The 25,494-nt window shown below is 63.1% G+C and carries 25 protein-coding genes; 7 read left to right on the forward strand and 18 right to left on the reverse strand.

Annotated features, from left to right (window positions below; all coding sequences use genetic code 11):
• Window positions 1-148 precede the first annotated feature (148 nt).
• Entirely contained in the window at window positions 149-913 is a 765-nt protein-coding gene (locus QRN51_RS19790) for a DUF4191 domain-containing protein (RefSeq protein WP_284991568.1), read from the forward strand.
• 66 nt (window positions 914-979) lie between these two features.
• On the opposite strand, the gene QRN51_RS19795 is transcribed toward QRN51_RS19790, so the two are convergent.
• Entirely contained in the window at window positions 980-1,417 is a 438-nt protein-coding gene (locus tag QRN51_RS19795) for an RDD family protein (RefSeq protein WP_059389127.1), read from the reverse strand.
• A gap of 319 nt (window positions 1,418-1,736) precedes the next feature.
• On the opposite strand from QRN51_RS19795, the gene glnA reads away from it, so the two are divergent.
• Window positions 1,737-3,161, forward strand: a complete 1,425-nt coding sequence (gene glnA, locus QRN51_RS19800) for a type I glutamate--ammonia ligase (RefSeq protein WP_059389128.1) — start codon at window positions 1,737-1,739, stop codon at window positions 3,159-3,161.
• A gap of 171 nt (window positions 3,162-3,332) precedes the next feature.
• On the opposite strand, the gene QRN51_RS19805 is transcribed toward glnA, so the two are convergent.
• A complete protein-coding gene (locus tag QRN51_RS19805) occupies window positions 3,333-3,497 on the reverse strand; it encodes a DUF2207 domain-containing protein (protein ID WP_148667595.1) in 165 nt (54 codons plus the stop codon).
• A 430-nt stretch (window positions 3,498-3,927) separates the two neighbouring features.
• On the opposite strand from QRN51_RS19805, the gene QRN51_RS19810 reads away from it, so the two are divergent.
• Complete coding sequence (locus tag QRN51_RS19810) at window positions 3,928-4,188, forward strand: hypothetical protein (protein WP_059389129.1); 261 nt, start codon at window positions 3,928-3,930, stop codon at window positions 4,186-4,188.
• A gap of 7 nt (window positions 4,189-4,195) precedes the next feature.
• Here the strand turns inward: QRN51_RS19810 and QRN51_RS19815 are convergent, their stop codons facing one another.
• Genes QRN51_RS19815 through QRN51_RS19825 form a run of 3 tightly spaced genes read right to left on the reverse strand, consistent with a single transcriptional unit; the run spans window position 4,196 to window position 9,129 of the window.
• A complete protein-coding gene (locus tag QRN51_RS19815; protein ID WP_284991569.1) occupies window positions 4,196-4,717 on the reverse strand; it encodes a GNAT family N-acetyltransferase in 522 nt (173 codons plus the stop codon).
• Between the two features lie 50 nt (window positions 4,718-4,767).
• Window positions 4,768-7,779, reverse strand: coding sequence for a bifunctional [glutamine synthetase] adenylyltransferase/[glutamine synthetase]-adenylyl-L-tyrosine phosphorylase (locus tag QRN51_RS19820; RefSeq protein ID WP_284991570.1), 3,012 nt, complete (start codon window positions 7,777-7,779; stop codon window positions 4,768-4,770).
• 9 nt (window positions 7,780-7,788) lie between these two features.
• Entirely contained in the window at window positions 7,789-9,129 is a 1,341-nt protein-coding gene (locus QRN51_RS19825) for a glutamine synthetase family protein (protein WP_284751784.1), read from the reverse strand.
• 190 nt (window positions 9,130-9,319) lie between these two features.
• Between QRN51_RS19825 and panB the strand changes: the two genes are divergently transcribed.
• On the forward strand, window positions 9,320-10,231 hold the full coding sequence (gene panB / locus QRN51_RS19830; protein ID WP_284991571.1) for a 3-methyl-2-oxobutanoate hydroxymethyltransferase: 912 nt from the start codon (window positions 9,320-9,322) through the stop codon (window positions 10,229-10,231).
• 12 nt (window positions 10,232-10,243) lie between these two features.
• Here panB and QRN51_RS19835 read toward each other — a convergent pair whose 3' ends face one another.
• Complete coding sequence (locus QRN51_RS19835; protein ID WP_113990679.1) at window positions 10,244-10,408, reverse strand: SPOR domain-containing protein; 165 nt, start codon at window positions 10,406-10,408, stop codon at window positions 10,244-10,246.
• A 113-nt stretch (window positions 10,409-10,521) separates the two neighbouring features.
• On the opposite strand from QRN51_RS19835, the gene map reads away from it, so the two are divergent.
• Window positions 10,522-11,400, forward strand: coding sequence for a type I methionyl aminopeptidase (gene map, locus QRN51_RS19840; protein WP_059389133.1), 879 nt, complete (start codon window positions 10,522-10,524; stop codon window positions 11,398-11,400).
• 72 nt (window positions 11,401-11,472) lie between these two features.
• Window positions 11,473-12,276, forward strand: a complete 804-nt coding sequence (ppgK, locus tag QRN51_RS19845) for a polyphosphate--glucose phosphotransferase (protein WP_284991624.1) — start codon at window positions 11,473-11,475, stop codon at window positions 12,274-12,276.
• 50 nt (window positions 12,277-12,326) lie between these two features.
• Here ppgK and nrdR read toward each other — a convergent pair whose 3' ends face one another.
• From nrdR to QRN51_RS19860, 3 genes are all read right to left on the reverse strand, one after another.
• On the reverse strand, window positions 12,327-12,839 hold the full coding sequence (gene nrdR / locus QRN51_RS19850) for a transcriptional regulator NrdR (protein ID WP_084784530.1): 513 nt from the start codon (window positions 12,837-12,839) through the stop codon (window positions 12,327-12,329).
• A gap of 170 nt (window positions 12,840-13,009) precedes the next feature.
• Window positions 13,010-14,383 (reverse strand): histidinol dehydrogenase, encoded by a 1,374-nt coding sequence (gene hisD / locus QRN51_RS19855; protein ID WP_284991572.1) that lies wholly within the window; start codon window positions 14,381-14,383, stop codon window positions 13,010-13,012.
• A 9-nt stretch (window positions 14,384-14,392) separates the two neighbouring features.
• Entirely contained in the window at window positions 14,393-14,944 is a 552-nt protein-coding gene (locus tag QRN51_RS19860; RefSeq protein ID WP_059389136.1) for a hypothetical protein, read from the reverse strand.
• Between the two features lie 158 nt (window positions 14,945-15,102).
• Here QRN51_RS19860 and QRN51_RS19865 point away from each other — a divergent pair, with 158 nt between their 5' ends.
• Window positions 15,103-15,561 (forward strand): flavin reductase family protein, encoded by a 459-nt coding sequence (locus QRN51_RS19865; protein WP_113990687.1) that lies wholly within the window; start codon window positions 15,103-15,105, stop codon window positions 15,559-15,561.
• Window positions 15,562-15,632: 71 nt separating this feature from the next.
• Here QRN51_RS19865 and dnaE read toward each other — a convergent pair whose 3' ends face one another.
• The 9 genes from dnaE to ftsZ all read right to left on the reverse strand — a co-directional run bounded on the left by dnaE (window position 15,633) and on the right by ftsZ (window position 25,452).
• Window positions 15,633-19,190 (reverse strand): DNA polymerase III subunit alpha, encoded by a 3,558-nt coding sequence (dnaE, locus tag QRN51_RS19870; RefSeq protein WP_059389138.1) that lies wholly within the window; start codon window positions 19,188-19,190, stop codon window positions 15,633-15,635.
• A gap of 61 nt (window positions 19,191-19,251) precedes the next feature.
• Window positions 19,252-20,178, reverse strand: coding sequence for an RluA family pseudouridine synthase (locus QRN51_RS19875; protein ID WP_284991573.1), 927 nt, complete (start codon window positions 20,176-20,178; stop codon window positions 19,252-19,254).
• The gene (gene lspA, locus QRN51_RS19880; protein ID WP_059389140.1) at window positions 20,171-20,791 is read right to left on the reverse strand and encodes a signal peptidase II; all 621 of its coding nucleotides are present in this window, start codon (window positions 20,789-20,791) and stop codon (window positions 20,171-20,173) included. Before lspA ends, QRN51_RS19875 begins: the two co-directional genes overlap by 8 nt.
• Before the next feature lie 93 nt (window positions 20,792-20,884).
• A complete protein-coding gene (locus QRN51_RS19885) occupies window positions 20,885-21,568 on the reverse strand; it encodes a DivIVA domain-containing protein (protein ID WP_284991574.1) in 684 nt (227 codons plus the stop codon).
• Window positions 21,569-21,734: 166 nt separating this feature from the next.
• A complete protein-coding gene (locus QRN51_RS19890; RefSeq protein ID WP_284991575.1) occupies window positions 21,735-22,022 on the reverse strand; it encodes a YggT family protein in 288 nt (95 codons plus the stop codon).
• Window positions 22,023-22,124: 102 nt separating this feature from the next.
• The gene (locus QRN51_RS19895) at window positions 22,125-22,655 is read right to left on the reverse strand and encodes a cell division protein SepF (RefSeq protein ID WP_059389142.1); all 531 of its coding nucleotides are present in this window, start codon (window positions 22,653-22,655) and stop codon (window positions 22,125-22,127) included.
• Between the two features lie 88 nt (window positions 22,656-22,743).
• On the reverse strand, window positions 22,744-23,493 hold the full coding sequence (locus QRN51_RS19900; RefSeq protein ID WP_284991576.1) for a YggS family pyridoxal phosphate-dependent enzyme: 750 nt from the start codon (window positions 23,491-23,493) through the stop codon (window positions 22,744-22,746).
• Window positions 23,486-24,181: a purine nucleoside phosphorylase YfiH/LACC1 family protein gene (locus tag QRN51_RS19905; protein ID WP_284991577.1), complete on the reverse strand. Its 696-nt coding sequence runs from the start codon at window positions 24,179-24,181 to the stop codon at window positions 23,486-23,488. Before QRN51_RS19905 ends, QRN51_RS19900 begins: the two co-directional genes overlap by 8 nt.
• A 38-nt stretch (window positions 24,182-24,219) precedes the next feature.
• Window positions 24,220-25,452, reverse strand: coding sequence for a cell division protein FtsZ (gene ftsZ / locus QRN51_RS19910; protein WP_284991578.1), 1,233 nt, complete (start codon window positions 25,450-25,452; stop codon window positions 24,220-24,222).
• Between the last annotated feature and the right edge of the window lie 42 nt (window positions 25,453-25,494).

Raw genomic sequence — 25,494 nt, forward strand, 5'->3', positions numbered from 1 at the left:
TCCAGGACTCCGGCACCACCCGCCAGGAAGCCCGCACCCTCCTCGCACACCACGCATAGCACGTCGGCTAAAGCACGGTCAAAGGACCGGACCCCGGACAAATCCGGCGTCCGGTCCTTTGGCATAAATCACGTAGAATTAAGGCACTATGGCGAAATCCCCTGATTCCAGCAACTCGACAACATCGGCTGCCGACGCTCCCAAGCGCGGCTTGTTTTCCCGCAAGCCCAAGGAAGCCAAGGCCAAGAAGCCGAGCCAGCTGAAGCAGATCGGCGAGGTCTTCAAGATGACCCGCCGCAATGACCCCATCGTCGTGTGGCTCATGCTGTTGGCGTTCCTTGGCGTCGTTGCTGTCAGCCTCGTCGTCGGGTTCCTCCTGAACAACTGGGTCACCGGCCTGATCATCGGCATCCCCTTGGGCCTGCTGGCAGCTGTCTTCATCCTCTCGCGGCGCGCGGAACGTGCCGCCTTCGCGCAGATCGAGAACCAGCCCGGAGCTTCCGGTGCGGCTTTGGGAACCCTGCGCCGCGGCTGGATCACGGAAGACCAGCCGGTCGCCGTCAACCCGCGTACGCAGGACGCCGTCTTCCGCGCCATCGGCCGGCCCGGCGTCGTGCTGGTCAGCGAGGGACCGTCGCATCGCGTCAAGCCGCTGGTTGACGCCGAGCGCAAGAAGCTCGCCCGTATCCTGCCGAACGTCACCATTCACGTGATCGAAAGCGGTCGTGGCGAAGGCCAAGTGCCCATCAGCCAGATCGCAAAGACCATGAACAAATACAAGAACGAACTCACCAAGGTTGAGGTCGGCGCTGTCAGCAAGCGAATCTCTTCGCTGGGCAACCGCCTGCCGATCCCGAAGGGCATCGACCCATACAAGGCACGCCCTGACCGCAAGGCCGCACGCGGACGCTAACCACGACAAAAGCCGCCCGTTCCTGGAATCTCCAGGAACGGGCGGCTTTTTTGCCTGCGCAAAAAGTTACATCCGAATGAGGATCGTGTTCATGGCCCTGTCGTGGAGGCCACGCTGGTCAGGATCGAAAACAACCGCGGGAATCACCAGGCACAAGAGGATCGTCCTGACCAAAGCGGCCAAGGGTCCTGCCTGCGCTCCTCCGAGCCGTACCACGTGGATGCCCGCAACCCGGTGTCCGATGCTGTAGCCCAGTGTGCCGATGAGAAGGACCTGTTCCACCGCAAAGACAGCGAGTGTCGCCCATTGGTTGCCGCCGAAGGCAAAGTTGCTGATCACCAGGGCAATGACCCAGTCGATGCAGATTGCCAGGATGCGACGGCCGGCCCGGGCCATCGAGCCTGGACCGGATTCAGGGAGGCCGAGCCGCGCTCCCGGGTACTTGGAAATTCCGGACGTGTCCGGCCCTGTGAGCCATGAACCAATATCTTTACGATCAACCACACTTCAAGCTTACGGCTTCACCATCGCACGCCCGACGGCGGGAGGTGGCGCCGGTGCGCTCTTGGCTGTCTTCACAAGGAAACAGACACACAGGCGAAAGACATAGACTGGCACTGCAGTAGACCAGTAGCGTTTACACGGCAGGCAGTTCTGTAACCTGCTCGAAACAATACTGACACTCCGGGGAAATCCCATTTCCCTATGGTTGGAGAAGTTGCTAGCCGCCGCATCAGGGATACTTTTTTGTTTCCCTGCTTTCGGTTTGCGCTGGACCAGACGGCCCGAGGGGCCTGTTACCTGTTATGCGTTAGGAGCATAGATGTTCAAGACTGCGGACGAAGTCCTCAAGTTCATCAAAGACGAAGATGTTAAGTTCGTCGATATCCGCTTCACCGATCTTCCGGGCGTCCAGCAGCACTTCAATGTGCCGGCCAAGAGCGTTGACGCTGACTTCTTTGTCAACGGCCAGCTCTTTGACGGATCTTCCATCCGCGGTTTCCAGGGCATCGCCGAGTCCGACATGCAGCTCATCCCGGACGTCACCACCGCCTTCATCGACGCCTTCCGCATCGAGAAGACCCTGGCATTGAACTTCTCCATCGTGAACCCGCGCACCGGCGACCCGTACCACCGCGACCCGCGCGGCGTTGCCGAAAAGGCAGAAGCCTACTTGGCCTCCACTGGCATTGCGGACACGGCATTCTTTGCTCCCGAAGCTGAGTTCTACGTCTTCGACAACGTCCAGTTCGAATCCTCCCCGCAGGGTTCCTTCTACAAGGTCGACTCGATTGAAGCACCTTGGAACACGAGCCGCGAAGAAGAAGGCGGAAACCTCGGTTACAAGACCCCCTTCAAGGGCGGCTACTTCCCGGTTTCCCCGGTTGACCACCAGGCTGACCTCCGCGACGCCATGTGCATCGCGTTGGACGAAGCAGGCCTCGAAGTCGAGCGCTCGCACCACGAAGTCGGCGCTGCCGGCCAGGCCGAGATCAACTACAAGTTCACCACGCTGGTCCACGCAGCCGATGACCTGCAGAAGTTCAAGTACGTCATCAAGAACACCGCGTGGGAGTACGGCAAGTCCGTAACCTTCATGCCGAAGCCGATTTTCGGTGACAACGGCTCTGGTATGCACTGCCACCAGTCGCTCTGGAGCAACGGCGACCCGCTGTTCTACGACGAGAAGGGCTACGCCGGCCTGTCCGACACTGCACGCTGGTACATCGGCGGCCTGCTGAAGCACTCCTCTGCCGTGCTCGCCTTCACCAACCCGACGGTCAACTCCTACCGCCGCCTGGTCAAGGGCTTCGAAGCTCCGGTCAACATGGTCTACTCGCAGGGCAACCGCTCCGCCGGCATCCGCATCCCGATCACGGGCTCCAACCCGAAGGCCAAGCGCATCGAGTTCCGCGCTCCGGACGCCGCGTCCAACCCGTACTTGGCGTTCTCCGCCCAGCTCATGGCCGGCATCGACGGTATCCGCAACCGCATCGAGCCCCCGGCTCCGATCGACAAGGACCTGTACGAACTGCCTGCAGAGGAAGCCAAGGACATCCCCAAGGCTCCGGGCTCCCTTGAGGAAGCACTCGAGGCCCTGCGCGAGGACAACGAGTTCCTGCAGGCCGGCGGTGTCTTCACCCAGGACCTGATCGACACGTGGATTGAGTACAAGTACGAGAACGAGATCCGTCCGCTGTCGCTGCGCCCGAACCCGTACGAGTTCGAGCTCTACTACGGCGTCTAGTAACACCGCACGAGGCAAATGAAGGGCCGCAGTTCATTTTTGTGAACTGCGGCCCTTTCCCTTTAACGCCGGCGGACTCGTGCCCACAAAAAAGAACGGCTGTGCCCGCTAAGACACAGCCGTTCTTTTGGTAAAGACCCCGGATCGCAGGGGCCGGACCCCCAATTTTTCCTACACCCGCCGGCGCCCGCTAATCAACCGGAAGAGGAAGACGATGATCGCCAAGACGATCAATATCGGGGCGATCCAGAGAAGGAATCCCAGGGCCTTTACGGTGCCGCCAATGATAAAGAAAAGGATCGCGATGACCGCGACGATTCCGAGGATGACATTCATGATGTAGCTCCAGTTTCAGTCGTAAACATTCTGATGATTGCCTTTATCGCTGTGCAAACCTCAGCAACCTTACTATAAGTATGCTTATTATTCTAATCCTTCCCGGAACGCCCGCTCACATAAAGGGACACGTCCACCTTGAGGTCATGTCTGCAGGAGCGTCCGGCCAAACACCCACATAGGTGAGCGAGCGTCCGGCCAAACACCCACATAAGTGAGCGAGCGTCTGTGTCCGCGGCGCGCCGCAGAGCCGAAACCATGGGGCAATCCGGCGTGCCTACCGGAACCGGCATTCACGCCCGGTTCTGCCATTCCAACGCCCCTGTCGCGGGCGTGGACGCCGTGGTACGTTCAGCGTGATCAGGATGCTTGAGAGAGAGTCCTCATCCCTTCCGGCTCCTGACGCAACTACTCAAAGCGGAGGCATACGATGACAACCTTGATGATCTTCCACGAGGTCGATGACGTTGAGCACTGGCTTAGCTCGCCGAAACGGGAAGAACTCTTCGGACCCCTGGGCTTCACAGTTCGAACGTTCGTGGACCCGGAAAAAACCAACCGGGTTGGTTTGATCGTCGACGTCCCGGACATGGAGACGTTCCAGCGAACGCTGGAGTCCGAAGCTGCCGCCGAGGCGATGAAATTCGACGGCGTGCGCCCGGAAACAATCGTGACGCTGGTCGAGTCCTAGGTACCGCCTAGTCGCCGAAACCCCGGTACATGGTCCATTGCGGACCGGCGGAACCACCCAAATACCTGCCGGTCTCGACAAAACCCGCGTTTGCGTAGGCAGCCTTGGCGGCAGGATTGTGTTCGTTGACGGAAAGCACGACGCCGGCCTGCCCGCCACCCAGCCTTGCTGTCAGCTTCTGCGCTTCGCGGGCAGCGGCCACAGCAGACAGGGAGCCCAGGCCTCTCCCCTGGCGCTTCTGGTCGATCAGGAACCCGCGCAAGAGCCAGGCGGAATCGTCGTCGTCCCATCCTGCCAGGGTTGCGGCACCAGCCTGCAAGGTAAATACTCCGATGGCGGCGCCTGCCGCTTCGATCACGTACGGCAGGCGGCTTTCGTCTTCCAACCCCATGAGCATCGTCTTGAACGGGTCCCCGACGAAGTCTTCCTGCCCCGCGGCCAATTCCATGACGGCGACGTCGCCGAGCGTGATGGCGCGGGCATCGTCGTCGAGATCCTTCAGGGGAATGAGCCACACGGTTTCCAGCATCCTTCGAGCTTAGCCGCCTCCGTACTTCGCGGGACGGCCCGGCCCGGAGCTCACTGGCCGTAGAAGTCCTTCTCGAACACCGCCCGGGTCCGCCGGCTCAGGCGAAGATAGTCTTCTTCGAACACCGCAGCCTGCCCGGGAGGGTAACCGCACCACCTGGCAACGGCCTCCAGGTCCCTTCGGGAAGCAGGGAGGAGATCCGAGGCACGCCCGGTGCAGATCACATTCGCCGAGCGGATGCGGCTCGCGAGCCGCCAGGCTTCGCGAAGCAACACGATGTCGCCCTTGTCGATCAGGCCCAACGACTCGATCGCGTCGAGGGCCTGCAGGGTTGACGTGGTCCGCAGTTGTGGATGCTTCCCGGCGTGTTGGAGCTGCAACAGCTGCACCAGCCATTCGACGTCGCTCAGTCCGCCCCGGCCGAGCTTGACGTGCCTGGCTGGATCGGCGCCTCTCGGAAGCCGTTCCGACTCAACCCGTGCCTTGACGCGCCGGATCTCGCGCACATCCGTCTCGGCGAGCGATTCGGGGTACCGGATCGGGTTGATGAGCCAAAGGAATTCCGCGGCCAATTCGTCGTTGCCGGCCATGGGTTGTGCCCGCAACAGCGCCTGGGCTTCCCAGATGAGGGACCATCGCCGGTAATACTCCGCGTATGACTCGAGGGAACGGACCATGGCCCCGTTCTTCCCCTCGGGACGAAGATCGGCGTCGACGGTGAGGACCCGCTCCGCCAGGATGGCCGGTTTGAGGGGTTGGGTCAACAAGGTGGAAATGTGTCCCACAATGGCAAGGGCTTGTTGCTGGGCTTCGGATTCACCCGCCCCGGGGAGGGCACGGTGGACGTACATGACGTCGGCGTCCGAGCCGTAGCCGATCTCGCGTCCGCCTTGCCTGCCCATGGCGACTACCAACACGTGCGTCGTGAGGGGCCCCTCGGAAGCCACGATGGACTCGGCGACGTGCAAGGCGCCCAGAACCGCAGCCCGGTCGGCATCGGCCAACGCCGTGCCCACTGCGTCCTGTTCCAGGAGGCCGGAACTGTCCGCGATGGCGATCCGGAGGATTTCCCGGCGCCTGATGAGCCGTATAAGCCGCATCGCGTTTTCCGGATCGGCGTGGCGCGACATCTTGGACTGGATTTCCTGCCACTGCGCCTCGAAGCTCAGCGGCATGAGTTCCTTGTCGGAACCAAGCCACGCAACGGATTCCGGGGAAACCTCCAGGAGATCCGCGATGAGCCGTGAGTTGGAGAGCACGTGGCAAAGCCGCTCGGCCGCCGCTTGCGAGTCCCGGAGCATCCCGAGATACCAATGGGTGGTTCCGAGTGCTTCGCTGACACGGCGGAAGGCGAGCAGTCCGGCGTCGGGGTCCACACCTTCGGCGAGCCAGCCGAGAAGGATGGGGAGCAACTGCCGCTGCAGTGCGGCGCGCCGGCTGACCCCGGCCGTGAGGGCCTCGATGTGGCGCATGGCGCCTTGCGGGTCGCGGTAACCGAGTGCCGCAAGCCGCCCTTGGGCGGCTTCCGGAGTGAGCCGGGCGTCTTCGGTACTCAACTTCGCGGCCGTGTTGAGCAGCGGCCGGTAGAAGATGCGGTCATGCAGTTCCCGAACGGACCGTTTGGTCTTCTGCCAGGTTTCAACCAGCGCGTCCGGATGCGGCCTGCCTGTGGAAAAGGGCCCCAGGACGGCCTTGGCGAGGAACCGCAAAGACTCCTGGCTTGTGGGCATGAGGTGGGTACGGCGCATCTGGAACAACTGGATGCGGTGCTCAAGTACCCGCAGATAGCGGTAGGCCGCGTCGAAGGCAGCGGCGTCCACCCGGCCGATGTAGCCGCCCGCGGACAGCGCGGATATTGCCGACGTCGTATCCCGGCAACGGAGCGTTTCATCGGACTTTCCGTGGACAAGTTGCAGGAGCTGGACCGTGAACTCGACATCGCGCAGCCCGCCGGGACCGAGTTTGATCTGGCGCTGCTCTTCGGCCGGGGCGATGTTGTTCGTCACCCTGCGGCGCATCGCCTGCACCGATTCCACGAACCCTTCCCGGCCGGCGGAAGCCCACACGAGCGGCTGGACAGCCTGCTCGTAACGCGAGCCCAGGTCCCTGTCTCCTGCGATGGTCCGGGCCTTGAGGAGCGCCTGGAACTCCCAGCTTTCAGCCCATTTCGCGTAGTAGCTCAAGTGCGAGGGCAACGTCCTGACGAGGGGACCGGATTTCCCCTCGGGCCGCAGGTTCGCGTCGACCTCCCACAGACCCGGTTCGGTCCCCGTGGACGAAATGGCACGGGATATCCCGGCGGCCAAGGCCGTGCCGATGGTCGCGGCCTCGGCGTCCTCCAGGTCCGGTGCCTCGATCACGTAGATGACGTCGACGTCGGAGATGTAGTTGAGCTCCCGGGCACCGCACTTGCCCATGCCGATGACGGCCAGCCCGACGCCGGCAATATCGGCGGGATCGAAAGTCGCCGCGGCTTCGGCCCTGGCAACGGCGAGGGCCGCCTCTATCGCGGCACCGGCGAGGTCGGCCAGTTCGGCACCGACGGCGGGCATGAAGTCCTGCGGACTGGCGGCGCAGAGGTCCTTGATGGCTAGTTCGGTGAGCCCGCGACGGTAAGCCGTCCGGAGAGCCGTGTAGGCGCTGGCTCCGGTCATCGCGGCAACGGGCCGGGGAGAGTTGGGGTCTGCCTTGACCGATCGGAGCAGCTTCGTCCGGAGCTCACTGGCATCGGCGGACAAGGGCTCCGGGCTGACGCGGACATCGAAGACGTCCAGGTGTTCCGGATGCCTGATCAGGAACTCCCCCAAGGCTTCGGATGCCCCCAGCAAGCGGTAAAGCGGCTCGCTCCGATCCGGGTGCTCCCCGGCGAGCTGCCTGAGCGAGGGATGCTTCTCAATCAGACGGACCAGCGACTGCAACGCGGTGTCCGGGTTGGCGCTGAGGTGCAGACCGGCGAAGATCGTGTCTTGGTCGATGCCGTCGAGTTCACGCGCGGCAAGGAACCGCTCACCCTTTTCAAGGTCGCTGAAACCGGCCGAGATGAGCCGGCGGGCCAGGCTCACACTCACAGCCTAGAGAATGCCGAGATTGCGCTTGAGCTCGTAAGGCGTGACCTGGAGCCGGTAGTCCTGCCATTCCGCACGCTTGTTGCGCAGGAAGTGGTCAAAGACCTGTTCGCCGAGGATGTCCGCTACGAGTTCCGAATCCTCCATGGCGCGGATGGCGTCGTGGAGGCTGGCCGGAAGCGGAGTGTGACCCATTGCCTTGCGCTCGGCCGAAGTCAGCGACCAAACGTCGTCTTCCGCGGCGGCCGGAAGGTCGTAGCCTTCCTCGATGCCCTTGAGCCCGGCACCGAGCAACACTGCGTAGGCGAGATACGGGTTGGTGGCGGAGTCAATGCCGCGGTATTCGATCCGTGCGGACTGGCCCTTGCCCGGTTTGTAGAGCGGCACGCGAACCAGGGCCGAACGGTTGTTGTGCCCCCAGCTCAGGTAGCTCGGCGCTTCGCCGCCGCCCCAGAGACGCTTGTACGAATTGACGAACTGGTTGGTGACGGCGGTGAATTCCGGCGCGTGGCGGAGGATACCGGCAATGAATTGGCGTGCGGTCTTGGACAACTGGAATTCGGCGCCGGCTTCGTAGAAGGCGTTGGTGTCACCCTCGAACAGCGAGAAGTGGGTGTGCATGCCTGAACCCGGGTGGTCGGTGAACGGCTTGGGCATGAAGGTGGCGTAGGTGCCCTGCTGCAGGGCCACTTCCTTGATGACCGTGCGGAAGGTCATGATGTTGTCCGCCGTCTGGAGGGCGTCCGCGTAGCGGAGATCGATCTCGTTCTGGCCGGGTCCGCCCTCATGGTGGCTGAACTCCACGGAAATGCCCACGGATTCAAGCATGGTGACGGCCGTACGACGGAAGTCCTGTGCCACGCCGCCGGGCACGTGGTCGAAGTAGCCGCCCTCGTCAACGGGAACAGGAACGCCGTTGGCATCGAGGTCCTGGGACTTGAGGAGGTAGAACTCGATCTCGGGATGTGTGTAGCACGTGAAGCCCATGTCCGCGGCTTTGGCGAGGGTGCGCTTGAGCACGTTCCGGGGGTCTGCGGCCGACGGCTCGCCGTCGGGGGTCAGGATGTCGCAGAACATCCTGGAGGTCTGCTCGGTTTCACCACGCCACGGGAGGATCTGGAACGTGGAGGGGTCTGGCTGGGCAAGCATGTCGGATTCGAACACCCTGGCGAGGCCCTCGATGGCCGAACCGTCGAAACCCAGGCCTTCTTCGAAGGCGCCTTCCACTTCTGCCGGCGCAAGTGCCACCGATTTCAGGGAACCGACGACGTCGGTAAACCACAAGCGTACGAAGCGCACATCACGCTCTTCGATAGTTCGCAGAACGAACTCTTGCTGGCGGTCCATGGGGCCTCATTTCCGGGTCAACGTCCATGCCGCGGATTCGGGATTCGAAGCCGACGACAACTCAGCATTCACTCTACTAAGCATTGGCCCGGATTGGCTGCACCCCCGGTTCGCGTAACACAGCGTTTACAAATGTGAGGCTCCCCATGCGCCGGTGGCTAGGACGGCCGGTACCGCATACGCTCTATCCATGGCCCCAAGCAACAGTTCCGATTCCAGCATGCCCGCCGAAATTCCCGCGCCTTACGGAACGGGACCTGCCGCGGCAGGTTCCGGGGCTTCAGCGGATGCTTCAACGCCGAAGCCCGCCGCGAGGATCCGCACCCATCATCTGCAGCAGGCCAAGGCCAAGGGTGAGCGCTTTGCGATGTTGACTGCCTATGAGCAATACACGGCGGAAATTTTCGACCAGGCCGGCATCGAGGTCCTGCTGATCGGCGATTCGGCGTCCAACAACGTCTTCGGGAACGAAACCAGCCTCCCTGTGACCGTCGACGAGCTCCTCCCCTTGTGCCGCGCGGTGGCCCGGTCCGCCAAGCGTGCCTTGGTAGTGGCCGATCTTCCCTTTGGCAGCTACGAAGTGTCGCCGGAGCAGGCAGTGGCAACAGGCGTCCGCTTCCTGAAGGAAGGTTTGGCGCACGCCGTCAAGATCGAAGGTGGCGCGTTCTATGCGGGAACTGTGCGGGCCATGGTCCAGGCAGGCATTCCCGTCATGGCGCACATCGGCTTCACGCCCCAGAGCGAACACTCGCTGGGCGGCTACCGCGTCCAGGGCCGGGGCGACGACGCCGCGCGCCTCGTCGAAGACGCCGTTGCCCTCGCAAATGCCGGAGCGTTCTGTGTGCTCATGGAGATGGTTCCCGCTGAAACAGCTGCCGCCGTCGACGCAGCCATCGACGTACCGACTATAGGAATCGGCGCAGGCAACGCGACCACTGGACAGGTTCTGGTGTGGCAGGACATGGCCGGACTGCGCGGCGGCAAGATGGCCAAGTTCGTCAAGCAATACGCGGATCTTCGCACCACCCTGGGCGCCGCGGCGAAGGCCTACGCCGACGACGTCAGGTCCGGCCAGTTCCCCGGCCCGGAACACTCCTTCTAGGAGGAAGCAGCTTCAGTCCTCCTCGTCCTTGTCCCAGGCTTCGTTGCGGGCCTTGACCTTTTCGAGGGCGTGCTCCGCTTCTTCGCGGGTCTTGTAGGGACCGATCAGCTGGGACCAGTCGGACATCGCGTCCTCTTCGATTTGGTGTGTCTGAACGTTGTACCAGAACTCCGCCACGGTTTCTCCTTTTCGAATCCCGCCGCAAGCCCGGCGGGGCCGGTGCCTTCGCACGGGCCGATATTTAGCTTCTTAGTTACTTGCGTCTCGTGCGTCCCTTATATGATCAATCTATGCCTTCTCCCGCTCTGACCGCACCCATCGGCACGCTGACCCGTGGGACCGTCAGCCCACAGCTGCCTGTTCCGGCGTCCATCCCGCGCCCGGAGTATGTCGGCAAGCCGGGACCCGCGAAGTTCACCGGTTCAGAGGTCAAGTCTGCGGAAACCATCGAGAAGATCCGCATCGCCAGCAAAATCGCGGCCCAGGCGATCGTCGAGGTCGGCAAGCACATCGAGCCCGGCGTCACAACCGACCAGTTGGACCGGATCGGCCACGAATTCATACTGGACCACCAGGCCTACCCCTCGACGCTTGGCTACCGCGGCTTCCCCAAGTCCCTGTGCTCCTCGCTCAACGAGGTCATCTGCCACGGCATCCCGGACAGCACCGTCGTCCGGGACGGCGACATCCTGAACATCGACATCACCGCCTACATCAACGGCGTCCACGGCGACACGAACTACACCTTCCTGGTGGGCGAGGTCGACGACGAGTCCCGGCTCCTGGTGGAACGCACCCAGGAGTCGCTCAACCGGGCCATCAAGGCCGTAGCGCCCGGCCGCGAAATCAACGTGATCGGCCGTGCCATCCAGTCGTACGCGAAACGCTTCGGCTACGGCGTGGTCCGTGACTTCACGGGCCACGGCGTCGGCGAGGCGTTCCACACCGGCCTGATCATCCCCCACTACGACGCCGCGCCGGCCTACAACACCATCATCGAAGCCGGAATGGTCTTCACGATTGAACCCATGCTCACCCTTGGAACGATCGAGTGGGACATGTGGCCCGATGAATGGACCGTCGTCACCCGGGACCACAAGCGGACCGCACAATTTGAACACACCCTGTTGGTCACCGAGACCGGCGCCGAAATCCTGACTCTTCCCTAAGCTCTCCGGAAGGTCACCTGCAGCCGTTCGCGCTGCGACATGCCCACCCCTCCTGCCATGAACGGAAACGCATTGACCAAGAAGGATGAGAAGATCCACAAGAACGGCCCGCTGATCGGCATCGACGTCGGTGGCACCGGCATCAAGGGCGGCATCGTCGATCTCAAGAAAGGCAAGCTGCTCGGGGACCGCCTCCGCATACCGACGCCGCAACCTGCCACTCCCGAAGCCGTCGCCGAAGTGATCGCACAGATCGTCGAAGAGTTGTCGGCCCGTGAGGATGCTCCGGCCAAGGGTTCGCCCGTGGGAGTCACTTTCCCCGGAATCATCCAGCACGGCGTGGTCCGCTCTGCCGCCAACGTGGACAAGTCCTGGCTCGACACGGACATTGATTCGCTCCTCACCAAGCGCCTGGACCGTCCCGTCGAGGTCATCAACGACGCCGACGCAGCCGGTCTCGCTGAAGCCCGCTACGGCGCAGGCGAAGGCGTCGACGGCACGGTTCTGGTGATCACCCTCGGAACGGGCATCGGCTCGGCCTTCATCTTCAACGGGCACCTGGTGCCCAACGCCGAGCTCGGCCACCTCGAAGTGGACGGCCACGACGCCGAGACGAAGGCATCCGCCGTCGCGCGTGAACGCGACGGCTTGAGCTGGGAAGAGTACAGCGTGCTGCTGCAGCGCTATCTCTCCCACGTCGAGTTCCTGTTCTCCCCCGAGCTCTTCATCATCGGTGGCGGTATCTCGAAGCGTTCGGACGAGTACTTCCCGCACTTGGATCTGCGGACACGCATCGTCACGGCGGAACTGAAGAACGACGCCGGAATCGTGGGGGCCGCGCTGGACGTCGCCCTCCACCACAAGCTCGCCAAGTAGACGTGGTGCCGGTGGCGGCTGCGGCTTCCCCTCCGCTGCCGCCACCGGAGCTAGATGGGGCTCTTCTCGGAGCTCTTGCCCTTGGCGCCCTTCGCCGCATTATCCGCGGCTGCGGTTTCGGCTTCGTGGCGGAGCAGCGAAATGGCCGACTCGAAGTCCTCAAGCGATTCGAAGGCCTGGTAAACGCTGGCAAATCGCAAGTAGGCGACTTCGTCCAGCTTCTGGAGTGGTCCAAGGATGGCCAGGCCGACCTCGTGGGCATCGATCTCCGCCGCACCGGAAGAGCGGATGTTTTCTTCGACTTCCTGGGCCAGCATCGCAAGGTCGTCCTCGGTCACGGGACGGCCTTGGCAGGCCTTGCGAACGCCGTTGATGATCTTGATCCGGCTGAAGGGTTCCCCCACGCCCGAGCGTTTGATGACGGAAAGGCTGGTGGTCTCCACGGTGGTGAAACGGCGTCCGCACTCGGGGCACTGGCGCCGACGGCGGATGGCCGAGCCGTCGTCGGCCATTCGACTGTCCACAACACGTGAGTCGGGGTTTCGGCAGAACGGACAATACACGCTGGGCCTCCCCTGCTCGGTTCCCGGCCACCTGTCCCCGCGGCGGGATCGGCCGGGAACGCAAAAGGTGCCGGAAGTTTGACTTCCGGCACCAGTTTACGGCTATATAAGGCCTAATGACAAGACTGTAATTACTATATGTAGTGGTTGTGACCCATACATGTAGTGGTTTAGGCCCCCGCGAAACGAATCTTGACGGCGTCGCCGTGGCCGGGCAGGTCTTCGGCATCGGAGAGGCTCACGATGTGTTTGCTGACTTGCTCCAAGGCAGCCTTGTCGTAGTTGATCACCTGTACGGCCCTGAGGAATGTTGTCACGTTCAGTCCGGAAGAGAAGGCTGCGGTGCCGCTCGTGGGCAAAACGTGGTTGGATCCTGCACAGTAGTCTCCGAGGCTGACCGGGCTGTAGTCCCCCACGAAAATCGCGCCCGCGTTGCGGATCCTTGCGGCGACCGCTGCTGCGTCCGCCGTCATGATTTCCAGGTGCTCTGCCGCGTAGGCATCGCAGACCGCGATGCCCTGCTCGATATCGTCCACCAGCACCACGCCCGACTGGGGTCCCGACAATGCGGTGGTGACCCGCTCGCCATGCTTCGTGGTTCCTGCCTGCACCGTGAGTTCCCGCTGCACAGCGGAGGCGAGTTCCTCGGAGTCGGTGATCAGGACAGACGCCGCCTTGGGGTCGTGCTCTGCCTGGCTGATGAGGTCAGCGGCCACGAGCGCCGGACGGGCCGAAGCATCAGCCAAAATGGCGATCTCGGTGGTGCCGGCCTCGGAGTCGATCCCCACGACGCCTTTCACAAGACGCTTCGCGGTGGCCACGAAAATGTTTCCCGGACCGGTCACAACGTCCACCGGTTCGATCGCCTGATCATCGGCAGCCCCGGGGATGCCGTAGGCAAAGGAAACAATCGCCTGGGCGCCTCCAATGGCATAGACCTCGTCGATGCCGAGCAAAGCGGCAGCTGCCAGGATGGTGGGGTGGGGCAGGCCTCCGAAGTCCTTCTGGGGCGGGGAAGCCAAGGCGATCGAGGCAACCCCGGCGGCCAGCGCCGGAACAACGTTCATGATGACGGAGGACGGGTAGACGGCCAGGCCGCCGGGAACATACAAACCCACGCGGCCCACGGGTACCCAGTTCTGGCTGACGACGGCGCCGTCCCCCAGTTCAACGTCGACGTTCGCAGGCCGTTGGCCATCCGCAAAACGCCGGGCACGGCGGATGGATTCCTCCAGGGCTGCGCGCACTGAAGGATCCAGGTTTTCAAGGGCTTCGGCAAGGGCGGCAGCCGGCACTCGCGGATGGGACTGTTCCACGCCGTCGAACGCCAATGCGAACTCCCCAAGCGCTTCGAAGCCGCGGGAACGGACGGCCGCAATGATGTCCAGGACTTTTTGCTCGGCGTCCGCCATGGTCTGATGTTTCGCCCGGGGCACCACGGCGCGCAGTTCCGCCAAGGTCAGGGACCGTCCGCGCAAGTCAATGCGGTGGAAGTCCAGGGACTGGGCGGCGGTTTCGGCAGGATTCTCCGGGAAATTGGTCACCAGATCATTTTACGGGGCAAGCGGCGGTCCCTCCGGCTGCTTTCCCATCAAGCTGAAAAGCGTCAGGAGGAATGTCACAAGGGCCGTCGCCCCTGGCCACAGCAAGAGGGCCGTCACCGACCGTAATGAGAAGCCGTCACTTCCACTCGAGGCGGAGCCCCACCATTGCGCGGCCAGCAGACCCACCTGCCAGGCCACCAAGGCCCCTACGGCACCACCGAGAACGGCCAGGAACGTGCGGAGGCCGTGCCCCGGCCTCCGGACCTTGCTGTCGAGCAGGACCGCGGTGAAGCAGCCGGAAAGCAGCAGAAGCCCGGCAAGGACCAAATCCCTCGGGAGCCGCCCCGCCGAAGCCGTCGGATCGGCGAGGGCAGGATTTCCCGAGATCACGTTGAGGCCGCCCGGAGCCAACAGCCACCAAGCGAGGCCCAGCCCAACGCCCGAGGCGGCGGGCACCGCGAGCCAAAGCCACCATGTGCGGTCCCGCGTGTCCGTTCCGGTGTCCGGGTCAGTATCCCCCGCGGGGCCGGAGACGAGAAGGTTCGATGTTGGCTTGGTCATGACACAAACATTAACAAACGTTTCTGGACGCCCAACAAGCAAGCGTGCCGGCGAGCAGCGGAATACGCTGAATCCACCAGCGTTAATACCAATAGCTCACGCAGGAGATCGGCAAAGTGGCTTCGGACAATCCAGCTTTTGAAGCAACATTCAAGCAAATGTTCCGCCGGCATGCCGCCGGCGTGGCCATCATCACTGCCGACCTCAACGGCAAGCCTTTCGGGTTCACTGCGACCTCCGTGGCTTCGCTGTCGGCCGAGCCGCCCCGCTTCACGTTCAACATGTCCCGCAGTTCCAGTTCCTGGCCGGCGGTGGCGAATTCGACGTATATCGGCTTGCACATGCTCGGCCTCGAGAACCAGGCCCTCGCGGACCGCTTCGCCCGCACCCAGGAAAGGTTTGAAGGCGATCATTGGGAGCCAGGGCCCTTCGATGTCCCCATCCTCAAGAACGTGGCCGGCTGGCTGATCGGCAAGATCCAGATGCGCCTGTCCTTCGAAAACAACGCGATCGTGGTGGTGGAGGTTGTCGACGGGCTGGTCGGCGAGGACGACACTCCCCTGCTGTACCACTCGGGCTCCTACGGCCAGCCGGTTCCGCTCGACTATGAAATTTAGTCAGGGCAGGAAAATCCGGTGAGGGCAGGAAATCCAGCGTTACCGGCCGGCTGGCTCAGGTAGCCGGCCGGTCACGTGTCCAGGCAGGTCGGGCCAAGAAGTACCTTGAGGTCACCGAAAAGTGACGGGGTGGGATTCACGCGCAGGTGCACTGGCAAGCCCATGACCTCGACCTTGGAGTCGCCCTGCAAGTGGAGCCTGACCTCGGAGTTTCCCCGGTGGGTGGTCAAAACATCGCGAAGATCGGTGACGACGGCCTCGGTTGCCTTGTAGGTGGGCATCGTGATGACGAGAGGACCGTTGGTGCTCTCGCTCAGGTCCGGAACCGAGAGCTCCATGCAGTTCAAGGTGACCGCACCGTCGTCGCGCCGCTGCAAGCGGCCCTTGACCACCACGATCAGGTCCTCCGCGAGGACCGAAGCGATGGGCCCGTACACCTGGCCGAAGAACATGACCTCGATGGAAGCACCGAGGTCTTCGATCTCCGCCCGCGCGTAGGCATTGCCGCTTGCTTTGGCGATCCTGCGGCTGAGTGAAGTGATCATGCCCGCAATGGTGACGATGGCGCCGTCATGGGGTCCGTCTTCTCCGAGAATAGACGTGATCGATTGCTCTGCATGCTGGCTCAGCACGCCCTCAAGCCCCTGCAGGGGGTGGTCCGAAACATAGAGTCCCAGCATGTCCCGCTCGAAGGCGAGCTTGTCCTTCTTCTCCCATTCCGGCAGGTCCGGGATCTCCGTGCTCAGGGAGGCCTGCGGCTCCTGGTCCTCGAATCCGGCGAAGAGATCGAACTGGCCGATCGCCTCATTGCGCTTGAGCGTGATGACCGAGTCGATCGCTTCTTCGTGCACCATGGCCAAAGCACGCCGGTGATGGCCGAGGGAGTCGAACGCGCCGGCCTTGATGAGGGACTCGATGGTGCGCTTGTTGCAGACCACCGCCGGAACCTTCATGAGGAAGTCCTTGAAGGAGGTGTAGGCGCCCTCGCTCGCACGGGCCGCCACCATCGCTTCCACCACGTTGACGCCGACGTTGCGGATGGCCCCCATTCCGAAGCGGATGTCGGTTCCCACAGGAGTGAAGTTGAGGCTTGATTCGTTGACGTCCGGCGGTAGGACCGTGATGCCCATGCGCCGGCACTCGTTGAGGTAGATCGCCGATTTGTCCTTGTCGTCGCCCACGGACGTGAGCAGGGCAGCCATGTATTCGGGGGCGTAGTGGGCCTTCAGGTACGCAGTCCAGTAGGAGATGACACCGTACGCTGCGGAGTGCGCTTTGTTGAAGGCGTAGTCGGAGAACGGGAGCAGGATGTCCCACAGGGTCTTGACGGCCTCCATGGAGTAGCCGTTGTCCTGCATGCCTTGGGAAAAGCCGGCGAACTGCTTGTCCAGTTCGGATTTCTTCTTCTTGCCCATGGCGCGGCGCAGGATATCGGCTTGACCCAGTGAGTAGCCGGCCAGCTTCTGGGCCACGGCCATGACCTGCTCCTGGTACACGATCAGGCCGTAGGTTCCGCCGAGGATTTCCGAGAGCGGTTCCTCGAGCTCCGGATGGATCGGGATGACTTCCTGGATCTTGTTCTTGCGCAGGGCGTAGTCGGTGTGCGCGTTGGCACCCATGGGACCTGGCCGGTACAGCGCCAACACGGCGGAGATGTCTTCGAAGTTGTCAGGCTTCATGAGCTTGAGCAGCGACCGCATGGGTCCGCCGTCGAGCTGGAAGACCCCCAAAGTGTCGCCGCGCGCCAGCAACTCGTACGACGCCGGGTCGTCCAACGCCAGGTGCTCAAGATCGAGGTCGACGCCCCGGTTCATCTTGATGTTTTCCAGCGCGTCGGAAATGATCGTCAGGTTCCTCAAGCCGAGGAAGTCCATCTTGATCAGGCCAAGGCCTTCGGACGTCGGGTAATCGAACTGCGTGATGACTTGGCCGTCCTGGATGCGGCGCATGACAGGAATGACGTCGATGATGGGGTCCGAGGACATGATGACACCGGCGGCATGCACGCCCCACTGCCGCTTCAGCCCCTCAATGCCCAGCGCGGTCTCGAAGACCTTGGCAGCCTCCGGGTCGGTGCTGATCAGCTGGCGGAAGTCGCCGGCCTCGCCATAGCGCTTGGCCTCCGGGTTCTGGATGTCCGCCAGCGGGATGTCCTTGGCCATCACGGCCGGTGGCAGGGCCTTGGTGAGCTGTTCACCCATGCTGAACGGGTAGCCAAGCACGCGGGAGGAGTCCTTGAGCGCCTGCTTGGTCTTGATGGTTCCGTAGGTGACAATCATGGCAACGCGCTCGTCGCCGTACTTCCGGGTGACGTAGTCGATCACCTCGGAACGGCGACGATCATCGAAGTCGACGTCGAAGTCGGGCATGGATACGCGGTCCGGGTTGAGGAAGCGCTCGAAAATCAGGCCGTGTTCCAGCGGGTCGAGGTCGGTGATGCGCATGGCGTACGCCACCATGGAGCCCGCACCCGAACCACGGCCCGGGCCCACCCTGATTCCGTTGTTCTTTGCCCAGTTGATGAAGTCGGCCACCACGAGGAAGTAGCCCGGGAAGCCCATGGAGGTGATGACGTCAAGCTCATAGTCGGCTTGCTTGCGCACCTTGTCCGGGACGCCGTCCGGGTAGCGGTAATCGAGTCCCGTGGCCACTTCCTTGACGAGCCAGGACGTCTCGTCCTCGCCGGGAGGGCAGGGGAACCGCGGCATGTAGTTCGCGCCCGTGTTGAAGGACACTTCGCAGCGCTCGGCGATCAACAAGGTGTTGTCGCAGGCCTCGGGATGGTCGCGGAACAGCTCGCGCATCTCCTGCGGCGACTTCAAGTAGTAGCCGCTGCCGGAGAAAGCGAACCGGGAGCCGCCGTTGTCATAGGTGGGCTCAAGCAGAGTGGAGCCCGACTGGATCGCCAAAAGCGCCTCGTGGGCCTTCGCATCATGCTCGTGCGTGTAGTGGAGGTCGTTGGTGGCCACGAGCGGAAGCTTCAGTTCCTTGGCCAGGCGCAGCAGATCGCCGGTGACCCGCCGCTCGATGTCCAGGCCATGGTCCATCAGTTCGCAGAAGTAGTTTTCCGCACCGAAGATGTCGCGGAACTCGGATGCCGCAGCCAGCGCCTCCCGGTATTGTCCCAGCCGGAGGCGGGTCTGGACTTCACCGGAAGGGCAACCGGTGGTGGCGATCAGGCCTTCGGAATAGGTGTTCAGCAACTCCCGGTCCAAGCGTGGCCATTTGCCGAACACCGAGTCGAGCGAAGCAATCGAGGATGCCCGGAACAGATTCCGCATGCCCGCGTTGTTGTAGCTCAACAACGTCATGTGGGTGTAGGAACCACCACCGGACACGTCGTCTTTCCGCTGGCTCTCGTCGCCCCAACGGACGCGCTCCTTGTCGCCGCGCGCCGTGCCCGGCGTGACATAGGCCTCGACGCCGATGATCGGCTTGATGCCTTTGTCGGTGGCCTTCTTCCAGAAATCGAAGGCACCGAACAAGTACCCGTGGTCCGTGGTGGCCAGTGCCGGCATGCCCAACCGCTCGGTCTCGTCAAACAACTCAGTGAGACGGGCCGCACCATCCAGCATGGAGTATTCGGTGTGGGTGTGCAGATGGACGAACGAGTCATTGCTGGAAGTCACCACGACAGTCTACCGGCAGGGACCCCGCGGTTGGAGTGGCGCGCTGGAAGCGTGGATCGCGCTACGCGTTGCCGCTTTCCAGAAGCTCGAGCGCGTATTGCAGGTCCGCCGGATACTGGCTGGTGACTTCCACCCACTCGCCGGTCCGGGGGTGGTTGAAGCCAAGCCGCCGCGCGTGCAGCCACTGCCGGGTCAGTCCCAGGTTGGCAGCCAAACGGGGGTCCGCCCCATAGGTCAGGTCGCCGGCGCAGGGGTGCCGGAGGGCCGAGAAGTGAACCCGGATCTGGTGTGTCCTGCCTGTCTCAAGATGAATTTCCACGAGGGTCGCCTTGCCGTAGGCCTCGAGGACTTCGTAGTGCGTCACGGAGGGACGGCCATCCTCGATCACCGCGAATCGCCAATCATGCCCGGGGTGGCGCCCGATAGGCGCGTCTATGGTGCCTTCCAGGGGATCCGGCAGGCCCTGGACCACTGCGTGGTACACCTTGTCCACCGTGCGTTCCTTGAAGGCCCGCTTGAGCACCGTGTAAGCGTGTTCGCTCTTGGCCACGACCATGACTCCCGACGTTCCGACGTCGAGGCGGTGGACGATGCCGGCACGTTCAGGCGCGCCTGACGTCGAGATCCGGTATCCCGCACCGGCGAGGCCACCCACCACGGTAGGACCAACCCAACCCGGAGACGGGTGCGCCGCCACGCCGACCGGCTTGTCGATGACGACAAAATCGTCATCGTCCAACAGGATATTCAGGCCTTCCACGACTTCCTCCACGACTTCCAAGGGATCCCTGCGTTCGGGGACGGTGACTTCCAACACGGACCCGGCAATGAGTTTCGCCGACTTGCCCACTGTGTTCGCAGAGACTTTGACATTGCCCTCGGCGATCAACAAGGCGGCCGCGGAGCGGGAGATATCCATCATCTTCGCCAAGCCCGCGTCGGCCCTTGCCCCGCCCAATTCTTCGGGCACCACGAACTGCTCAGACATCGCCCGGAGCCTGTTCTTCCGGCGTGCCGGATTTTGCCGGCGCGGAATCGGCGGAATGATGGCGGGAGCCGTCGAGTCCGATCCCCCGTATGGTCAGCAGGCAGATGATCACGACGCCGGAAACCACCGCGGAGTCGGCGATGTTGAAGATTGCGAAGTTGGGCAACTGGATGAAGTCCACCACGTGGCCCATGGCGAAGGAAGGCTCGCGGAAAAGCCGGTCCGTAAGGTTCCCGAGCGCGCCGCCCAGCAGCAGGCCGAGCGCCAGTGACCACCAGACCGACCCCAATCGACGCACTTGGAACAGAATCACCACCGAAACGGCGGCCATGACGATCGTGAAGACCCACGTGACGTTTTCACCGATGGAGAACGCAGCGCCCGAGTTTCGGATGTAGTACCAATGCAGGAGCGGAGGAAGCACAGGGATCCGCTCGCCTTCGACCATGGTGCTGGTGACCCAGAGCTTGGTCAGTTGATCGAAGGCGTACGCGAACACGGCGAAGCCGGCAAAGACCCAAAGCAGTGCCGGACGCCACGTGTGGGCTTTGGTGCGGACCGGTTCCGTGGTGCCGTTCGTTTGTTCTGTGCCGTCAGTTTGTTCGTCGCTCATAGTACTTTCATTCGGTAACCGTGGCTTCTGGCGCCTTAACAGGCGAAAGCCGGTGGCCGAGGAATCCCCAGCCACCGGCTTTCAGAATACTTGCTAGACCTCTGCGGCGGCTTCGCCGACCTCAGGAGCGGCAACCGAGCCGCGGGCATCCAGGTCACGCAGCTGGCCTTCGATGTAGGCCTTCAGGCGGGAGCGGTAGTCGCGCTCGAAGCCGCGGAGCTGCTCCACCTTGCGTTCGAGAACGCTGCGCTGCTGCTCGAGGGCACCGAGGATCTTGCGGGACTTATCCTGCGCGTCGTTGACGAGGCTGGAGGCTTCGATCTGTGCCTCGGCAATGATCTTTTCCTTCTGCTGCTCGCCATCGGCCACGTGCTTGTCGTGCATCTGCTGGGCCATGGCCAGCAGGCCGGCTGCGGACTCGGCGGAAGGAGAGCCTGCGGAAGGTGCGGCCGGGGCCGGAGCGGCGGCAACGGCCGGCTCCTTCTTCTTCTCTGCCTCGGCGGCCTTCGCTTCGGCTTCCGCCTTGGCCTGTGCGTCCTTGTCGGCCTTCACCGGAGCGGGCACCTTCTCGACCACGGGTGCCGATGCTGCGCTGGCAGGGACCGGGTTTCCGCCTTCGGCGAGCTTCTTGCGGAGCTCGTCGTTCTCCTGGTTCAAGCGCCTCAGCTCGACGACGATTTCGTCGAGAAAGTCGTCGACCTCGTCCTGGTCGTAGCCTTCGCGGAACTTGGTCGGCTGAAAGCGCTTGTTGACAACGTCTTCTGGCGTCAAAGCCATCTGGTCACCTCGTTGGTCTAGTTAGTCAGTAGGCCTTCCGGCCGTTCAAAACTACGGTACCTAAATATCATCTGATTCCCCCAATTCAACACCATCGTGTTGGGTCGGAGGTTTGCAGCCCACTAGCCGAAGAAAACAGATTGACGGCACATGGACTGCGGAAGAGCTACGCCAGCGAGTAGACGAATCCCATCGCGATGCTGACGACAATAAACACGATCAGAAATGCCAGGTCAAGGGACACCCCACCAAGCTGCAGCGGTGGAATGAGCCGGCGGATCCGTTTCAAGGGCGGATCAGTCACGGAATAGACCACGTGCGCGGCCACCAAGGCGCCACCGCGGGGGCGCCACTGGCGCGCAAACATCTGCACCAGATCGAAAACGAGCCTGATGATGAGGGTGACCAGGAACAGCAGCAATGCAATGTACAAAAGGCCGAAAACTATGCCCACGGGTTAGCTCAGATCTCCTAGTTCGCCATTTTTCCGGTCAGTCCCTCTATTGCAACACAGATGCCAGGCAGATCGCTCTGCCTGGCATCCGGGTTGACCGCGCTAGCTCTGGTTGAAGAACGTTGCTTGCGCTTCGCTGACCTTCTTGTCGTCGCCGAGAACTTCGACGTACGACGGCGACAGCAGGAAAACCTTGCTGGTGACGCGCTCAATGCTGCCGTGGAGTCCGAAGACCAAACCGGCGGAAAAATCGACGAGGCGCTTGGCATCTGCCTCGCCCATGTCCGTGACGTTCATGATCACCGGGATGCCATCCCGGAAACTCTCGCCGATGATCTTGGCGTCATTGTAGGAGCGGGGATGGACAGTGGTGATCTGCCTCAGACCGGAGGCGTCTTCGCGGCTGGACGCCGCACGCTTGATAGGTGTCACGGGTGCGCGGTATTCCTCTTCGGCGACAGGGGGGACTTCACGAACTACTTCACGTACAGGTGCTGGGGCGCGGCGCTCTTCACGATTGTGGTCGACCGACCGGTCCTCGTCCGTGTGCTGCACGTGCTGCTCAGACTCGTAGTGTTCATCGCCATCGGCGAGCCCAAGATAAACCATTGTCTTGCGCAGTGCGCCAGCCATGCTGGACTCCTATCGTGTCTGCAGTGGGCGGGCCGCCCATGACTTGACATCGCTGAAATCCCGGCCCGTCGCTTCCAATACTTTGACGCTACCCCACGCGCGGGCGCGAACCGAGAATATCCGAGCCAATTCGCAGGTGTGTCGCACCGAATTGAACGGCGGCTTCGAGGTCCTGGCTCATCCCGGCGGATACCCCCACGGCGTCCGGATGAAGTCCCCGAAGATCCCGTGAAATGTTGGCGAGTTTCTCGAACGCTTCCTCCGGGGGCGCACCGAGCGGCGCGACCGCCATCACGCCGGCCAGGCGCAGTCCGGCGGCGGTTGCGATGGATTCCGCGAGGCGCTCGACATCGGACGGAGCGGCACCGCCGCGGTGGGCGCCGCCGTCGTCCTCAAGACTGACCTGGATGTAGCAGTCGAGGTCCGGCCTGCCGGACTCGGACTGTTGCCGCGCAACGGCCTTTGCAAGTGCCTCGGCGAGTTGCGGACGGTCGATCGATTGCACGGAGAACGCGTACTTCACGACGGACTTGGCCTTGTTGCTTTGCAGTTGACCAATGAAGTGCCAACGCACCGGGAGTCCGGCGAGCTCGGCGGACTTCGCGGCCGCCTCCTGGTCCCGGTTTTCGCCGACATCCGTCACGCCAAGTGCCGCCAGCCGCGCTACGTCCGCTGCGGGATGGAACTTGCTGACGACTATCAGTTGCGGCTCTTCGCTTCGCCCGGCGGCCGCGGTTGCCGCCGAAATCCTTTGGCGGACCGCGGAGAGCCGTTCGCGCAGCTCGGCCGTACGCCGATCGCCCGCGGCGCTTTCCGCCGTGGGGAAATCCTCACTCATGCGTCCACACCAAACCTGCAAACCGTCCTGTTTTCTGATTGCGCCGGTACGAGAAGAGCCGGGCGGTCTCGCGCGTGCACTCCCCCGAGTACTCGACCGTGATGTCGAGTGCCTGCAGCTGGGCACGCACACCGGCAGGCAGGTCCAGTGCGGGCGTGCCCCACGAGGTTGTGGACCAGGTTTCCGGAACCGCGGCAACCACGTCCGTCCGCAGCTGTTCCGGAACTTCGTAGCATTCACCGCAGATGGAAGGGCCCACCCAGGCGCTGATGGCCGCCGCGCCGCGATTTCGCATTTCCACCACAGTGGCCGAAACGATATCGGCGGCAACCCCGGGCCGGCCGGCATGGACCACCGCAAGGACGGGATTGACGTCATCCGGCACTTCGCCCAAGAGCACAACGGGGACACAATCGGCCACCATGACCGCGAGGGGTTGCCCCCTTGACACCATGGCGTCCGCCGTTGGTCCGTCCCCGGGCACGGAGATGAATTCGACGGCTTTTCCGTGGACCTGGTTCATGTATTGGAAACGGCGTCCGCCGAGCCCCGCTGCTGCTTCCAGCCGGGCCCGGCGCACCATGACGTCGTCAGGATTGTCCGCTACGTGCAGTGCAAGGTTGCCCGCATCGTCATCGGAGAAGGCAACCGAAATTCCGGGCCGCACTTCTTTTCGCCACCAAAACACTACTGGCTAACTCCCCTGGGTGGGTTTGAACAGAGCTGCTACTTCAGGAAGTCCGGAACATCGAGGTCGTCGGTGCGGCTTCCCGAAAGGTCCGGTTCGACGACGGCCGGGAGGTCGACGTCGAAGCCCGAGTCGGCGGGCAAGGCGGACGGGCGCTGCTGGCCCCAGTTGCTCAAGCCGGAAGCTCCGACACCGGCGGAAACATGCTGCGGCGCAGAGTAGGCCGGAGCAGCTGTTGGTGCCGCGGGACGGTCCGGAGCGGCAGGGGCCTGGTGCTGACCCGGCTGCTGGGCTGCAGGCTGGTTCATCGAGGGTGAGGTGGCCTTGAGGTCGTCAAAACCGGCGGCGATAACCGTGACGCGCGCCTCGTCACCCAAGGCGTCGTCGATGACGGCACCGAAGATGATGTTGGCTTCGGGGTGGGCCACTTCCTGCACGAGCCTCGCGGCCTCGTTGATCTCGAACAGGCCGAGGTCCGAGCCGCCTTGGATGGAAAGCAGGACGCCGTGGGCGCCGTCGATCGATGCTTCCAGAAGCGGAGAAGCGATGGCGAGTTCGGCGGCCTTGACAGCGCGGTCCTCTCCTCGTGCCGAGCCGATACCCATCAGCGCGGAGCCTGCACCCTGCATGACCGACTTGACGTCGGCGAAGTCGAGGTTGATCAGGCCAGGGGTGGTGATGAGGTCCGTGATGCCCTGGACACCGGACAGAAGTACTTGGTCAGCGGAACGGAAAGCGTCCAGGACGGAGACGTTACGGTCGCTGATGGACAGGAGGCGGTCGTTGGGGATGACGATGAGGGTATCGACTTCGTCGCGCAGGGCGTCGATTCCGGCCTCGGCCGAGCCGGCGCGCCGGCGGCCTTCGAAGGTGAAGGGACGCGTGACCACACCGATGGTCAGTGCGCCGAGCGAGCGTGCGATCCGGGCCACGACGGGGGCGCCGCCGGTTCCGGTGCCGCCGCCTTCGCCTGCGGTGACGAAGACCATGTCGGCTCCGCGGATGACCTCTTCGATCTCGTCGGCGTGGTCCTCGGCTGCCTGGCGTCCGACGTCGGGGTTGGCGCCGGCTCCCAGACCGCGGGTGAGTTCACGTCCGACGTCGAGCTTGACGTCCGCGTCGCTCATGAGGAGAGCCTGGGCATCGGTGTTGATGGCGATGAACTCGACGCCGCGGAGGCCGACTTCGATCATTCGGTTAACTGCATTCACGCCACCGCCGCCGATGCCGACGACCTTGATGACGGCCAAGTAATTCTGCGGTGCTGCCACGTTTCGTGCCCCTTGCTTGTGTCCTATAGCGAAACAGATCGA

Source organism: Arthrobacter sp. efr-133-TYG-120, from assembly GCF_030209785.1.
Taxonomy (GTDB): domain Bacteria; phylum Actinomycetota; class Actinomycetes; order Actinomycetales; family Micrococcaceae; genus Arthrobacter.

Coding starts and splice junctions, on each gene's coding strand:
- QRN51_RS19790 (WP_284991568.1), top strand. CDS start 149: ATGGCGAAATCCCCTGATTCCAGCAACTCGACAACATCGGCTGCCGAC.
- glnA (WP_059389128.1), top strand. CDS start 1,737: ATGTTCAAGACTGCGGACGAAGTCCTCAAGTTCATCAAAGACGAAGAT.
- QRN51_RS19805 (WP_148667595.1), bottom strand. CDS start 3,497: ATGAATGTCATCCTCGGAATCGTCGCGGTCATCGCGATCCTTTTCTTT.
- QRN51_RS19810 (WP_059389129.1), top strand. CDS start 3,928: ATGACAACCTTGATGATCTTCCACGAGGTCGATGACGTTGAGCACTGG.
- QRN51_RS19815 (WP_284991569.1), bottom strand. CDS start 4,717: ATGCTGGAAACCGTGTGGCTCATTCCCCTGAAGGATCTCGACGACGAT.
- QRN51_RS19825 (WP_284751784.1), bottom strand. CDS start 9,129: ATGGACCGCCAGCAAGAGTTCGTTCTGCGAACTATCGAAGAGCGTGAT.
- panB (WP_284991571.1), top strand. CDS start 9,320: ATGGCCCCAAGCAACAGTTCCGATTCCAGCATGCCCGCCGAAATTCCC.
- map (WP_059389133.1), top strand. CDS start 10,522: ATGCCTTCTCCCGCTCTGACCGCACCCATCGGCACGCTGACCCGTGGG.
- QRN51_RS19860 (WP_059389136.1), bottom strand. CDS start 14,944: ATGACCAAGCCAACATCGAACCTTCTCGTCTCCGGCCCCGCGGGGGAT.
- QRN51_RS19865 (WP_113990687.1), top strand. CDS start 15,103: ATGTTCCGCCGGCATGCCGCCGGCGTGGCCATCATCACTGCCGACCTC.
- QRN51_RS19875 (WP_284991573.1), bottom strand. CDS start 20,178: ATGTCTGAGCAGTTCGTGGTGCCCGAAGAATTGGGCGGGGCAAGGGCC.
- lspA (WP_059389140.1), bottom strand. CDS start 20,791: ATGAGCGACGAACAAACTGACGGCACAGAACAAACGAACGGCACCACG.
- QRN51_RS19885 (WP_284991574.1), bottom strand. CDS start 21,568: ATGGCTTTGACGCCAGAAGACGTTGTCAACAAGCGCTTTCAGCCGACC.
- QRN51_RS19895 (WP_059389142.1), bottom strand. CDS start 22,655: ATGGCTGGCGCACTGCGCAAGACAATGGTTTATCTTGGGCTCGCCGAT.
- QRN51_RS19900 (WP_284991576.1), bottom strand. CDS start 23,493: ATGAGTGAGGATTTCCCCACGGCGGAAAGCGCCGCGGGCGATCGGCGT.